The organism is Nocardia sp. CY41, from assembly GCF_009829325.1.
Taxonomy (GTDB): domain Bacteria; phylum Actinomycetota; class Actinomycetes; order Mycobacteriales; family Mycobacteriaceae; genus Nocardia.
In genome coordinates, this window is the sequence record NZ_VUOS01000061.1 from 1 (window position 1) to 12330 (window position 12330).

Annotated in this window: 15 protein-coding genes; 3 read left to right on the forward strand and 12 right to left on the reverse strand. The window is 63.9% G+C overall.

What is annotated here, in order from left to right; translation table 11 throughout:
- Positions 1–184 precede the first annotated feature (184 nt).
- The 10 genes from GVY64_RS35580 to GVY64_RS35625 form a co-directional block, all read right to left on the reverse strand.
- Positions 185–535 carry a hypothetical protein gene (locus GVY64_RS35580; protein WP_159850910.1) on the reverse strand — a complete coding sequence of 117 codons (351 nt, stop codon included), beginning with the start codon at positions 533–535 and terminating at the stop codon, positions 185–187.
- Between the two features lie 181 nt (positions 536–716).
- A complete protein-coding gene (locus tag GVY64_RS35585; protein ID WP_159850912.1) occupies positions 717–1088 on the reverse strand; it encodes a hypothetical protein in 372 nt (123 codons plus the stop codon).
- Between the two features lie 113 nt (positions 1089–1201).
- The gene (locus GVY64_RS35590) at positions 1202–1561 is read right to left on the reverse strand and encodes a hypothetical protein (RefSeq protein WP_159850914.1); all 360 of its coding nucleotides are present in this window, start codon (positions 1559–1561) and stop codon (positions 1202–1204) included.
- Between the two features lie 43 nt (positions 1562–1604).
- The gene (locus tag GVY64_RS35595) at positions 1605–1757 is read right to left on the reverse strand and encodes a hypothetical protein (RefSeq protein ID WP_159850916.1); all 153 of its coding nucleotides are present in this window, start codon (positions 1755–1757) and stop codon (positions 1605–1607) included.
- 19 nt (positions 1758–1776) lie between these two features.
- Positions 1777–2049, reverse strand: a complete 273-nt coding sequence (locus tag GVY64_RS35600) for a hypothetical protein (RefSeq protein WP_159850918.1) — start codon at positions 2047–2049, stop codon at positions 1777–1779.
- A 107-nt stretch (positions 2050–2156) separates the two neighbouring features.
- Positions 2157–3797: a hypothetical protein gene (locus tag GVY64_RS35605; protein ID WP_159850920.1), complete on the reverse strand. Its 1641-nt coding sequence runs from the start codon at positions 3795–3797 to the stop codon at positions 2157–2159.
- Between the two features lie 795 nt (positions 3798–4592).
- Positions 4593–5015 (reverse strand): hypothetical protein, encoded by a 423-nt coding sequence (locus GVY64_RS35610; RefSeq protein WP_159850922.1) that lies wholly within the window; start codon positions 5013–5015, stop codon positions 4593–4595.
- 12 nt (positions 5016–5027) lie between these two features.
- Positions 5028–6905 (reverse strand): hypothetical protein, encoded by a 1878-nt coding sequence (locus GVY64_RS35615; RefSeq protein ID WP_159850924.1) that lies wholly within the window; start codon positions 6903–6905, stop codon positions 5028–5030.
- Positions 6906–7138: 233 nt separating this feature from the next.
- On the reverse strand, positions 7139–7381 hold the full coding sequence (locus GVY64_RS35620) for a hypothetical protein (protein ID WP_159850926.1): 243 nt from the start codon (positions 7379–7381) through the stop codon (positions 7139–7141).
- Positions 7382–7466: 85 nt separating this feature from the next.
- Positions 7467–7724 (reverse strand): hypothetical protein, encoded by a 258-nt coding sequence (locus GVY64_RS35625; protein WP_159850928.1) that lies wholly within the window; start codon positions 7722–7724, stop codon positions 7467–7469.
- Positions 7725–8158: 434 nt separating this feature from the next.
- Between GVY64_RS35625 and GVY64_RS35630 the strand changes: the two genes are divergently transcribed.
- Both GVY64_RS35630 and GVY64_RS35635 read left to right on the forward strand, forming a co-directional pair.
- Positions 8159–9274, forward strand: coding sequence for a hypothetical protein (locus tag GVY64_RS35630; protein ID WP_159850930.1), 1116 nt, complete (start codon positions 8159–8161; stop codon positions 9272–9274).
- Positions 9255–10421 carry a hypothetical protein gene (locus GVY64_RS35635; RefSeq protein ID WP_201298316.1) on the forward strand — a complete coding sequence of 389 codons (1167 nt, stop codon included), beginning with the start codon at positions 9255–9257 and terminating at the stop codon, positions 10419–10421. Before GVY64_RS35630 ends, GVY64_RS35635 begins: the two co-directional genes overlap by 20 nt.
- Positions 10422–10544: 123 nt before the next feature.
- Here GVY64_RS35635 and GVY64_RS35640 read toward each other — a convergent pair whose 3' ends face one another.
- Both GVY64_RS35640 and GVY64_RS35645 read right to left on the reverse strand, forming a co-directional pair.
- Positions 10545–10880 carry a ribbon-helix-helix protein, CopG family gene (locus tag GVY64_RS35640; RefSeq protein ID WP_159850932.1) on the reverse strand — a complete coding sequence of 112 codons (336 nt, stop codon included), beginning with the start codon at positions 10878–10880 and terminating at the stop codon, positions 10545–10547.
- The gene (locus tag GVY64_RS35645; protein WP_159850934.1) at positions 10877–11164 is read right to left on the reverse strand and encodes a hypothetical protein; all 288 of its coding nucleotides are present in this window, start codon (positions 11162–11164) and stop codon (positions 10877–10879) included. The genes GVY64_RS35640 and GVY64_RS35645 overlap by 4 nt, the downstream gene beginning before the upstream one ends.
- Positions 11165–11241: 77 nt before the next feature.
- Between GVY64_RS35645 and GVY64_RS35650 the strand changes: the two genes are divergently transcribed.
- Entirely contained in the window at positions 11242–12057 is an 816-nt protein-coding gene (locus GVY64_RS35650; RefSeq protein ID WP_236567517.1) for a CHAT domain-containing protein, read from the forward strand.
- Positions 12058–12330: the final 273 nt, after the last annotated feature.

Here is a 12330-nt window from a genome sequence, read left to right on the forward strand (position 1 = left end):
TGTTCCTATAACTACTTTCTTCCTTTCTTGCCTTTTTTCTATCATTCTTTCCCATGGTAATCTTCCCTTTCGGTGGTGGTGGGTTTTTCTCGCGTTATCCCTGGTCATAGCTCTAGTATAGTGTGCGGGCTGGAGTTTTGTCACGTTGTTTCCCGGACTTTCTTCCAACCCGCACGATTTATTCCTACGCGATCTTCTTGTTGGACTTGATTCGTCCGTCCAACCGCTTCCGCGTCTCGACCACTTCCTCCAGCACGTCGAAGAACTCGTCCATGAAGAACTTGTGCGCCTTGATCATCTGGGCGACCTTGTCCTCCGCGTATCCCTTCGATGCGGCGTACTCTCGGACCAATTCTTCGTTGTCCGCGCGAAGGATCATAAGCACTGCGGCGTTCAATGCGATACCAACGTCGATCTTCCGCGAGCCGATTTCCATCTTCCACCGCGCGATCGCCTGATCGAGCAGCACCAGATCGTACTCGCGCAGGCGAGTAGTCACCGTTTCGATGTTGTCGAGCTTGTCGACTGCGGCCATTGCCCGTTCCTCCCTCTCCTTGCGGGTTGCTATCTACAATAATAAGGTATTTTCCGCCTAATTTCCATTTCTTAGCCGGTTTTCGTTACATTCTTTTCTTCCTTCCCCTGGGGAGAAGTATGCGCGTCCGCAGCCGCGGTCGGCAACTCGGCCGAGTGCACGGCGCGCCCCCGGTGGGGGCTCACAAGGTGGGGTATTCCGCCCGGCCCCGCGTGACGAACTCGGCGAATCCCAGAGACCCGGTCCACCGGTCTCGGTGCTGCTCGTCTCCGGCCTTGGCCCAGTGGACGCGGGCGGCGGTCAGGTCCACGATCGTGATCGGGTGGTCGTTGTCCCCCAGCTTGGTGGAGACGCCGCCGGCCTCCTCGTCTCGCAGGTCGGAGAAGAGCTGGTCGATCAGGATGCGGGCGAGGTACTGCGGATCTTCCCAGCGAAGGCGTGCGGGACCGGTGATCAGCGCCTGGCGCAGGCGTTCCGGCCAGTCCTGGCCCTTGTGTTGCGTGTAGAGGTAGATGCCGAGCACGGGCTCGATGTCCGTGTCTGCTGTGTCCACCAGGAAGATGTTGGCGCGGTTGCCCATTGGTGTTCGTCCCCCGTCTCGGAGAGGTTGGTGAGTTGTGGCGTGCCCCCTGTGCAGATGACTGCACAGGGGGCACGGGGGCGTGGTTATCGGCCGAGGAAGAAATATCCGGCGTCCATGGCGCGCTGTGCGGCCTGAGCGGCGCGGATTGTGGTGATCAGGCCCTCAGCGCCCGCGTTGGACAACTGGTCTGCCGCCAGCTCGTTCGTCGACACTTCGATGTGCCACTCCTTGGTCTCGCGGTCGCGGCCGATGCTGACCGACCATTCCTCCCACTCGTCGACCATGTGCGGGAATTTTCCCACCCAGCAGGGATAGCCGCGCTCGTGCTCGGCGCCGATCAGGATCAGGCCCTTGTACCACTGGGCCGCGGCGGCAAGGGCGGGGTCGGTGGCCGCGAGATCCTCGAAGTCGATGAGGCCTGGTGCAGTCGTTTCGGTGTCCATTTAGGTTCTCTCCCTGTTGATTTCGATGTGTTCTGCCGGGTGGTCAGTCGCGGGGAGCCGCTTTGCGCAAGATCGTCTCGATGGCCTCGAGAGCGAGCTGGTGGTCGCTTTCGAACTTGTCGGCGTCGTCGGCGAAGCAGCGGTTGATGACCGCCAGGGCTTCGCGGATGGCGCGGGACTCCGGATTCTGTTCCAATGCGTTGCTCCTTGCCCCGTCAGGCGATGCGGTTGAGTTCTTCGGCAATCTCGGCGATGCGCTCGGCAGCGCGGACCAGCTGCGCGTCACGCTCGTCGGCGGCCACACGGCGGGCGGTGCGAGCCAGGACGGTGCAGCGTTGCGCGTTGTGGACTACGGCGCTGGCCACCGGGTAGCCGTCGCGGCGGATCAGGTCCCAGTTCTCGCTCATGCCTCGGGTGTCGGATTCCTCGATGAGATCGAGGAGTTCCTTGCGGAGGGCCTCGTAGGCGGAGTTCCAGTTGCTGATCATGGTCTCGGCTTCCCTTCCGGTTGCTTTCCTTCTACTTAACAGTTTAAACTGTTAAACGTCTATAAGTTGGGAATTTTCTACTGTTAGATGTTTTGGCCAGGGGCATGTCAGACAGCGGCGGCGTGGTCCTCGCAGCTGGGCACCCCATCGAATCCGGCGGCGTGCCAGCACGGATCGCAGACCACCGGCCGCGACGCCATCGACGTCCGAACCGTCCCAGGCGCCGACGAGCACATCAGGCACGTCTCACCCGCGGCAGCGTCGAGTTCCGCCCCGGGCTGATCCTCGATCTCGACCTTCGAGGACACCGCATCGACGACGAGCTGCTCCGGAGTCGGGGCCATCGGATCCGACGGCGCGGCAAGATCCAGGGCTGGGCGGTCCAGGCCGGGGCAGAGGCACCGCATCGGCTCGATCGGGTCGCCCTCACCGAATGCGGTGATCCAGCCGGTGTCGTGGCAGAGACCGCACTCGCCGCTGTGGGCCTTCTCGGCGACCTTCCGGGCCGCTTCCAGGCGTTCCTGGGCGGCGATACGGGCCCGCTCGGCTTGGCGCTGCTGCTGCTCGAGCTCCTCCTGGCGCTGCAGCTCGCGACGGCGTTCCCGCACCACGGCCGCGGACACCGTCGGGGTCTGCTCGGTCCAGTCCACGGCCCACAGCAGCGACCGCAGGAACCCGCCCGGGTTGGTGATCCGATTCGGCCAGCTGTAGCCCTGATCGGCCATGTAGCGGGTCAAACGGCCAGCTATGGCGCGACCGGTCCAGCGGGTGGTGTCGATGCCGGCCTCGGCGATCAGATCCGCGATCCGGCCGATGTGCGCGCCGGGAAGCCGCACATACGACCCCGAGCCCGGCGTGCTGGTCCACTGCCCGCGGTTCAAGCTGGGCATGCGGTGCACGGTCTCAGCCGCAGCGAGCTGTAGATGCAGTGGTCGCGGGCCCTTTTCCCTGCCTCTCCTCGATTTTTTCGACTTTTTTCCGTCGCGCTCGTGCGCGCTTGGTGAGTAATTCGCTACAGAACAAACCTCTCTACGAGAGAGGTTTGTAGTAGGTGGTCCCACGGGCCGATCCGGCGTCGACGGCGCGGCGGTGGGGGCCGCCGATGCGGCGTGTACGGCGCGGCTGAGCCGTCCCAGCGACGCGGACTTGCGGCGCGGGGTGAGCGGGCGGGCGACGGCGGCGGCTTCGCGGGGGATCATCAGCGCCCACACCGACGCTGCCTTGGTCTGGGCGCCACCGTGGTGCAGCCAGGCCGCGGCCTGCTCGACAAGGCTCAGAGGCCGGCCGGTGGCCAGCGAGCGCGCCAGACCCAGATCCCGCAGCACATAGCGCGCGCGGCGAATTGTCTTGATCTTGAAGCCGATCTCGTCGCAGAGGGTGGCGTCAGAGACGGTGACACCGCGTCCGGTGAGGCCATCGGCGTGCGCGGCGAGCTCGCCGGCGACGATGGCGACGGTGTCGGCGTTGGTGTGGTGCTTGGTGACCAGCTGCCGCCCGCGCTCGGTGCCCAGCAGGACGCGCACGGTCTCGATCCAATGCTCCGGACCGTGCCACACCGGCGTGGCGGCCTCGGCGCCGGAAGGGACCGGCAACGACCAGCTGTTGCCACGTTGGGTGGCGTTGAGCTCGGCGATCGTCTGCTCAAGGGCGGTCGCGTCATCGTCGATACCCGCGCGGTGGCGAACTTTCTCGACGATGAGCGTCGCGCCCGGATGCGGACGTGCTTTACCATGGGACCTGCTTTGCAAAAGAGCAGTCCTTTCGAGGACACAAAAGAGGGACGCATCTGCGATTTGCAGGCGTCTTTCGAGGACAGCGGGTGAGACCAATCGTTGGCGCGATTTGGTGGGTCACACCACAGCTGAACTGAGGGTGAAGTTAGGTATTGGTCAGGTCAGCGCTCCTCTAGTGGGTGACGGAATGTCCTGGCGCACAACCGGAGTTCTGGCGGCAGCGGGGCAGGCGGGTAACGGCCGCATGCCCCGCGCGCCGGACGTGATCCGATGCATGGTCTACGAGATGGCCGCGGAGCGTACTCGACGCGACTGTCGATCGTTTTGCTCGGGGTGCCGGGTGGCACATCGTCTCTGGTGTCCTTCTGGTCAGAGCCGGAATGCGACACGCCCTGTGAAAATGACCCGGTCCGTTCGGACGATGTCCGAGCGGGGCTGTATGGTCATACACGCGGGCCCTCATTTGAGGTTTCGCACCCAGCTTGGGTAACGGGAACCCCGGATCTCTTTCGCGGCCAAACGATGGGAGACCGGGGTTTCTTGCTGTCTTGCTTCGGTCGAATGGGTCGCTGAGCGGCCGTTCGTTGTTCTCACCCCACCACAGTCGCACGGAAAAAGCCGTTTGCGACACGCACCCACACTGGGTGTGTGGATGCAGCGGGCTGTACATGCTGGGCGTGGTCAGAGCCCTGAGAGCTGTTGTATCAGGCCTCATTCCGGATCTGAAAGTGCACACCTGCACGGCACGGCGCGCAGTAGTGCGCCGTGCCGTCACCGAGCTGCTCGTCCTGGCGGCCCTGCGCGCCCTCCTCATGCGTTGGTGTCGTTCGTGGGACCGACGACTGAGCTGCCGTAGACCCGCATCGCCAGCTCGACGTAGCGGGCCTTTGCGGCGGCCGCGGGGATGGGGGCGTAGATGGTGTTGATCGCTTCCCAGGAGACGCCGGCGTGCCTCGCGGCGTCCAGGAGCTCGATCTCCATGTTGTCGAGGTGCTCGCGTAGGAGAGGAAGCATCTCGAGCATCCGCAGAATCTGATCCTCGTCGAGTGCCGACATGAACGCGAAGTTGTCGATGCCGTCGACCGTGGAGGAGTAAAGCTCGTGCAACGCCGTTCGCGCGGTTTTGAGGCGATCGCGATGAGTCTCCCAAGACTGCTCGGAGTGCTCAGACTGTTCGGCGTGCAGCTGCTTGATGAGGTTGCGCATGAGCACCTCGTTTTGTTCCCAGTTCATGCGGTGTCCTTCTCAGAGGGAGCGAGGGCCGGAGACCTTGTTGGCGGCCGCGATCGCGCGGCCGACGGTGGAGTGCGTCAGTCCCATCGCTACCGCGATGGAGTTGGCGGTCGTCTGGGGCTGAGAGGCGGCCTCGTAGATCCGAGACAGTACATCGACGGGCTGTTTCGACAGGCCGCGCTCGATGACGGCGCCCGCGAGCTTCATCGCCTCGCCACGGGACAGCTCGCGAGTGAACGGGCCGACCTTGGCGTTGACCCGACGCCGCGAAGTCTGCGGGGCGGCCTGCTCGGCATGCGCGAGCGCGCCGGTCACCGAGGCCTGACGCGCGACCGGCGCGCGACCCGCGCGCGACCCGCGCGCGACGGTGCGCCCCGCTGACGGTGCGGGCGCGGGACGAACCAGCGAAACCATCGCGCGCCGGTCGATCGCGGCCGTGTCGGCGGCGTCGTTCTCCTCGTCTTCCTCGCGCGCGACGGCGTCCTCACGATCGACGATCGACACAGCGTCAATACCCTGGTCGGAGGGCAAGTGATCGACGCGCGACACCTCGTTGTCGACCACGGCATCGGTGTTGACCAGGGCCTGGGCGTTCTCGTCGCCCGCGTGGTCGACGATCGACTCGACCGCGGCCAGAACGACAGCAGAGGCAGCGGTGTCCTTACCCGTCGTCGCGCGCGGGTCGCGCGCGGGTCGCGCGCGGTCTGTTTCGACGGTGTCGGAGGCGATGTCACGCGCGAACGACTGGGCGTCGATCGCGATCGACACTTCGTCGCGCGCGCTCGACGATTCCTCGGTATCGCGCGCGCTCGACAGGTTCTGATCGTCGCGCGCGCTCGACATGTCGCGCGCGCGCGACGGATTGTTGGTGTCGCGCGCGCTCGACGCCAGATCCTTGTCGCATGCGGAGTCGAGCGCCGCGCGCGCGATCGAGGCCAGCGCGCGATCGACATCAGGCGCAGTCTCCTCGAGCGCGGGGGAGGAGAGGTCGACGCGCTCGGCGGCCCGGTGGTGCGCGACCGGAGCTGTGGGCGCGAAGGCGGTCGCCGGCTCGGCGGTCATCCGCGTCAGCTCGGCCAGCCGCTTGGCGATTTCGTCGGTCTCGGAGATGGTCTCGGCCACCGCGGCGATCGCTTGGCCATAGCGCTTGGACACCCGGTCATGAGTCGCCAGCGCGACGCCCATCATGATCGGCGCGATCGCGTGCACACCGACGCCATAGACGTCGACACCCTTGTTGTCGCCCCAATGCAGAAACGGGAAGGTGTTGAGCCCGACAGTCAGGACCAGCAGAACGCCCTCGGTCACGTGGGTCTTCCAGACGTCCTTCTCGTCGATGCGGATCCACTGGGCCGTGTCGCTGGTGGAAAGCATGATCGCGATCAGCACACCGCTGATCAGACCCTCCAGGGCGAAGGACAGCCAGAACAGCGGGTTGTCCTTGCCGTCAGGGGCGATGTTGTGCTGCACGGTGACCGCGCTGTAGGCCATCGCGGCGATCATGACGACGGTCAGGATGCGCAGCACCAGAGTGCGGCGCTTGTAGAGGTGCGCGAGAACCGATTGCGGGCTGGTGGCACGCCGCGCCTCACTGATGGCGCGCTGCGCCAAAAGCAGCTCCTCGGCTTCACGGTCCGCCAGCGCGGCCACGGTGCTACGGGTCCGCTCCGCCGCGGCCGCCGCCGAGTCCAGCCGGGCCTGCTGGTCTTTGCGCTGGTGATCGCGCACAGCCTCGGCCAGTGCCCGGTCCTCGGCCAGCTCCCGCTCGGACAGCGCATCGATGAGCGCCGGATCGTGCTGATGGGCCAGCACCGTGCGCGCCTCCTGGACGCGCTTCTCGAGCACCGCAGGCAGCTCGGTGGACTTCTTCTTCGGCAAGGCGATCTTCATCGGGGACATCCTTGGGACGAGATGCGGGTGGGGAGAGGCCCGGGCATGTTCATGGCGCTCGGCCCTCGGGTTAACCGTTTAGACTGTTGACAGTTTGATTTACTGGGCAATCGATTCGGGGCGGCTCCACGACCGCGGGCATCGCGCGCTGAAACAATCCCTGCCCTGGCCGAACCGAACGCCTTCCATTGCACCGTCATCGCAGCGCTCGGCGTGTCGGGAGTTGACGGCGGTTAGCAACCGTTGGGGAATTCGCCAGGGCAGGTGCGAGACCCGTTGCTTGTCCACGGTTGCTCGGCGACATAGAAGTTCCACTCACCGTCTTCAGTCACGGCGTCGACCACACCCTGCCGGTGCAGAAACACCAGCTCCTTGATTGCAGCGAGACCGTTGGGGCCGAGTTTTTCTCGGACCTCGGCGGACAGCGCTGCGTCCACGCGCTCGCTGAGCTCCTCAAGTTCCAGGCGGTTGCTCATCGCGCACCGCCCATCCGCCCAAGCCATCCACGGCGCGAAATCCCCCCAGTATGGGCACTGGGAGCTGGGCATGCGATTGGGCTGACTACTTTTCCAGGATCTTGCGGGTCACCAACTCGGCTCGCAGCGCGGAAATGTCGATCAGCTTGTCCAGTCCAAGTTCGGTGAGCAGTTCGGGAGGCAGCAGCCAGGTGCGGATGAGGGTTTCCAACACGGCCTGCTTGGTCAGGTGCTCCTGGGCCAGTTTGACTCGCAGAGTGTGGTCGGTCTCCGGGTCCAGCCGAATCCCGGTCAGCGGCTGGTTCCTGCGCTGCTCGGACGCGGGCTTCGAACGCGGTGGCATGTCCAACATGTTCGCATGTAGACACAGCCGCTCTGACATGTGTGTTTCGAAAATCATTCGCCTTCATTTCTTCGATCCCGTCTCGGGTGTATTGATGTATACATGTTGACACATAACATGGGGTGGGCACAACAGGTCGGGGGAGGCAACGCATCCAGTGCCAGGTGACTGGAGCCGGTGACCAACCCCTCCATGCCACGAAATCTCTTCGGTGTGGGCAGAGGGAGGCGGGAACGCGATCATTGGGCGCGCCAGTCGACTGTCAGGTGTACGAGGGGGTTCGAAGCCATGCATCAACGATCAGCCAGGTCAGAGTCGCTTTTCGTCGCCCCGGTGACACGCTTTTGGCTCTTTGAGTCTCTTTTTGTCGCCTTTTGCGTAAAATCCTCTGAGAGAACGCACTTCACTCCCTCGGCGCGTAGAAGGCGACAGCCATGACGACCACTGCTCTCAAAGTCCTTCTGCAGGAACAGCACCTGCACGCGCACTCCGCTTTCGCTGAGGAGTACAAGAAGCACGCCAGCGCCTTGAACGTCAGTGGTGGGCAAGCCGCTCCACCCACTCGGGGGCAGTACTACAAGTGGCTCGCCGGGAACCTGAATGGCGTTCCGCGCGGACACCATTGCCGCATTCTTGAGAGCATGTTCCCTGGATGGACAGCCGAAGAGCTGTTTGCCCCTGTTGAGCTGGCGGCGGATCGATTGAAGCGCCGCGCCCGCAACGAGTTTGGGCGCGGGCAACTCGTTGAGGCTGTCGCAACAGCGCTTGAGACACGCGACACAAGCGTGACCGGATGGGGGCCTGTTCGGCTGCCGATGACTGCCGTCTCAACGCCGAAGCTGCCGGATGCAGTGAGCGATTTCGATGACGCGGATCTCCCAGAGGATGCACGCAGGATCGGCAAGAAGCTTGCCGCACTGTCGAAGGTCCTTCGCCTCAACCCCATCGAAACCGTGCAGCTGGCCAGCCTGGTTGGGAACGTCGTCGAGCTGGACTTGCGGATCGACCTCGACATCGACGAGAACGGCGATGCCCGGATCGTTTACACCCACGATGTTTTCAACATGTCGGATGTGCCGCTGACTCGCGTCGCACGAGAACTTTGGTTTGAGTACGCCGACGATGGTGGGCTGTCTATTGATCCCCTTCGTCGGGACCACCGTCAGATCTCGATCGAGCGCACTCATAACGCCCCGACGATGGCCAAATTCTCCTGCCAGGTCTCGCCAGCGATCCTGCCTGGCGAGACTGGAATGATCAGCTACGCCTGCACCGGCGGCCGATTCGTAGATCACTACTACTGGCGGCAGGAGATGGTGCGGTACACCCGACGATTCACTATCAATCTTCGGCAGAAGGGGATTCACAAGCTGCTCACCTGTTCGGGCGAGGAAGTCCAGCCTGGGGGCGCGATCAACAGCGCAACAGAAGACCTACTGTGGGACTACGACGGCGACGACATCGCAGTCACGCTTACAAGGGATTACCTTCAGCCGAATCAGTCGGTGACATTACGTTGGGAGTTTGACCGTGAACAGGGAGTTGCGTGACACCGCTGAGCGTGTTCTGCGCGCATGGAACCGCTACGAGGTCGAGCGTGGCGCACACCCTGTAATCGACTACGACTGCTTCCCAACAGACGCCGAGGTCCCTGCTGTCGAGAACCGCCTTGATGCGCTTCACCAGCTGATTGACCTGAAGAATGTGGCGTCCGCAACGGGAGAGACAGCGCTGGCGACGCGAATCGACGCCGATATCTCCTACTGCAGCGCGCTGCTTGGCCAACATGAGCCGCTGGAGCAGTATGTTCTGCGGACCCAAGGTAGCGCTCCCCGTGGCTGGTCAGAGGACTATCTGCACGCTCATCGTGAGCGCGCGCAACGCCACCTGAATGCGGTCGGCATCGAGTGGGGACCGAAGTCAGTCAGCGATCTGATGGCCGTCGAGGAGATCCTGGACGGCTCTGACATTGAGGGCGCTATTCGCGATTCCGCCACCGAGCTTGAGACATCAGTCCGGAACGCGACCGGCTCGACAGCGGACTATGAGCTCAGCATCGAGTCCACTGACCTGGACGTTTACTGGAGTTACTGGCTCGATGGTGCCGGCCAGAAGACCCGGTTGCGGATCAATCGCAGAAACGCCCGCTTCACCAAGGTCTTGGCCCGCCAGTTTGCGCTCCATGAAGTGCTGGGCCACGCGCTGCAATTCGCCAGCATCTCAGCACACTGCGCTCAGCAAGACGTGCCGTGGATCCGTCTGCAGGCCGTACACGCCCCGAGTCAGACCCTCTTCGAGGGATTGGCCCAAGCCCTGCCGCTCTTCGTGGCGGCGGACGATGAGCAACTTACAGCTCGGGTGCGTCTCGATCATTATCAGCAGCTGGTTAGGGGGCAACTGCACATTGCCCTGGCCAACGGTGAGCCGCTTTCCGAGCTCGCGGACCAGGCTCGGCGCTATGTTCCCTTCTGGACCGACACACAGATTGCAGACCTGCTGACAGACCGCGGCTCCAACGTCCTTCTGCGCTCCTACCTCTGGTCATACTCCGCTGGCATCGACTGGTTCGTGCGGCTGGCCGACTCAGCGTCGGACGCTTTGGCGCGAGAGGTTCTTCATGCCGCTTACCGTGCCCCTCACACCCCGGCACAGCTCATGGAACTCTGGCCGGCTGGGCCAATCGTCGGGGGAGAATAGTTCTGGACTTGGTCAAAGCGGATCGACTAGGACCTACTGCGGGCCGGTCAGCTTGAGCGGTCGGCGCAACCCGGTCTTCGGGGCGCCGACAGATACGAGCTCACCGTTTTCGGCGATGTCTGGTCAGGCTGGCCGCTGCAGTGGGTGGAGGTTGGCGAGCGCTGCGGTGAGGGCTCGCTGGGCGTCTGCGCGACTGATGGGGGTGTCGTCCTCGTTGAGTGCGGCCAGTTCGATCGCGAGCCAGTCGCGGATGAGGTCGGACATGGACACTCCGCGGGTTTCGGCTTCGTGCCGGATTCGCTGGTCCATCTCAACGGGGATGCGAACGGCGCGGAGCACCGTGACGGGGGCTTCTGGTCCGGGCAGTTGCGGCACTGTCGCGTCGTCGTCGAAGGTCAGGCTGTCGAGGAACTCGTCGGCTTCCTCGGCGGTCTGCGGGTATTCGTCCCGTTTGGTCATCGTGGGCCTTCTTCCCATTGTTCGAACTGTGCCAATAGGTCACCGGTCACGGGCCGGACGCCGATGATCTGGTGGTCCCACTGCGTCACCGGCCGTACCACGATCGCCAGCACTTGGCCGGTCTCGGTCCGTCCGATGACCATCAAGGCGGGTAGGTCGCCCTTGCCTCGCACTGGACGCGGCCAGCGCCGGCCGGGACCGGTCAGTACCCGCATCACCTCGTGCGGCTCGACACCGAGCCTCGCGAGCGCTTCCAGTGCCCAAGAGGGCCACTCATACCCCACCAGCAGATTATACGTTTGTAAAACAGCTGGCTGGGCTCATTCAGTTCCATTTCCGCGTGGCGCGATGTTGCGTCGGCGTGCTGTCAGGCCACACAGACGGCAAGGCCGAAGCATCTGAGACTGCCGCGGCCGAACGTAAACGTAAGTCCGAGGCTGACGCTGCCGAGCGTAAGCGCAAGCGCGACGAGCAGCAGGCTGCTCGCCAGCAAGCCGCGTTCGAATCTCGGATTGCCCAAACGGAGACAGCTGTCGAGCATGTGCTTCGGCAGCTGCCCGCGCCCAAGCCCGAGAAGCTTCGTGTGCTGCTGCTCGGCGCCGCGTCCAAGGGAGATTTGCGAGTGGGCCGTGAGCAGCAGCGGATCCGCTCCGCTGTCGAATCCGCGCTCGGTCGCGATCAGATCGAGTTCGACGTGCGCACTGCGGCGACAACGGCTGATCTGCTCGACGGAATCACCAAGTTCCGCCCTCATGTGGTCCATTTCTCGGGTCATAGCAACGAGGACTTCATCGAGTTCGAGGCTGACGAGGACGCGCGTCATATCGGTATAGCTGTGACTGCTCGTGCGTTCGCCCGCGCGGTGAAGGCCACCGACACGCCGCCGCTGCTGGTGCTGTTGAACTCGTGCAAGTCCGCTGCCCAGATCGAGGATCTGGTGGCCGAGGTTGCGCCGTTCGCGATCGGCATGGCCGACGAGATCAGTGACGGTGACGCGATCAACTATGCGGCCCAGTTCTATGCTGCGATCGCCAACGGCCAGTCAATCAACTCGGCCCATCTGTCCGGGCAAGCCGCTCTCGAGCTCACGGGATTGGAGGGCGCGGACTTGCCGACCCTTGCTTGGGCTGAGGATGTCGACCCGACCACGACGCTCTTGGTCAAGGCGATGGGCTAGGCGCGTCGCCTCGAAACCCATCCTCGGTGTGACATTGGCCTGGGTGGGTGGTGCGGCGATGATCCGGACCAGGGTCGAGCAGGGGGGAATCCTGCTCGACCCGATCGGCGGCGTGCGCCTTCCGTTGCCTGATGGGCACTGACCGGACTATTTGCCGCGTTCCAAGGCCAGGAAGCCGGGACTCTTGCGTACGTGAGTGAGGCTGGGGCGCAGCACCAGGCCTGAGTCGGTGACATCCACGTTCGCCTCCTTGTACACCGTTGTCACCTCGGC

What these genes read in the sequence shown, in the direction of transcription:
- GVY64_RS35580 (WP_159850910.1), bottom strand. Translation starts at nt 535, where the DNA reads ATGGCCGCAGTCGACAAGCTCGACAACATCGAAACGGTGACTACTCGC.
- GVY64_RS35590 (WP_159850914.1), bottom strand. Translation starts at nt 1,561, where the DNA reads ATGGACACCGAAACGACTGCACCAGGCCTCATCGACTTCGAGGATCTC.
- GVY64_RS35600 (WP_159850918.1), bottom strand. Translation starts at nt 2,049, where the DNA reads ATGATCAGCAACTGGAACTCCGCCTACGAGGCCCTCCGCAAGGAACTC.
- GVY64_RS35610 (WP_159850922.1), bottom strand. Translation starts at nt 5,015, where the DNA reads ATGAACTGGGAACAAAACGAGGTGCTCATGCGCAACCTCATCAAGCAG.
- GVY64_RS35615 (WP_159850924.1), bottom strand. Translation starts at nt 6,905, where the DNA reads ATGAAGATCGCCTTGCCGAAGAAGAAGTCCACCGAGCTGCCTGCGGTG.
- GVY64_RS35620 (WP_159850926.1), bottom strand. Translation starts at nt 7,381, where the DNA reads ATGAGCAACCGCCTGGAACTTGAGGAGCTCAGCGAGCGCGTGGACGCA.
- GVY64_RS35625 (WP_159850928.1), bottom strand. Translation starts at nt 7,724, where the DNA reads ATGCCACCGCGTTCGAAGCCCGCGTCCGAGCAGCGCAGGAACCAGCCG.
- GVY64_RS35630 (WP_159850930.1), top strand. Translation starts at nt 8,159, where the DNA reads ATGACGACCACTGCTCTCAAAGTCCTTCTGCAGGAACAGCACCTGCAC.
- GVY64_RS35640 (WP_159850932.1), bottom strand. Translation starts at nt 10,880, where the DNA reads ATGACCAAACGGGACGAATACCCGCAGACCGCCGAGGAAGCCGACGAG.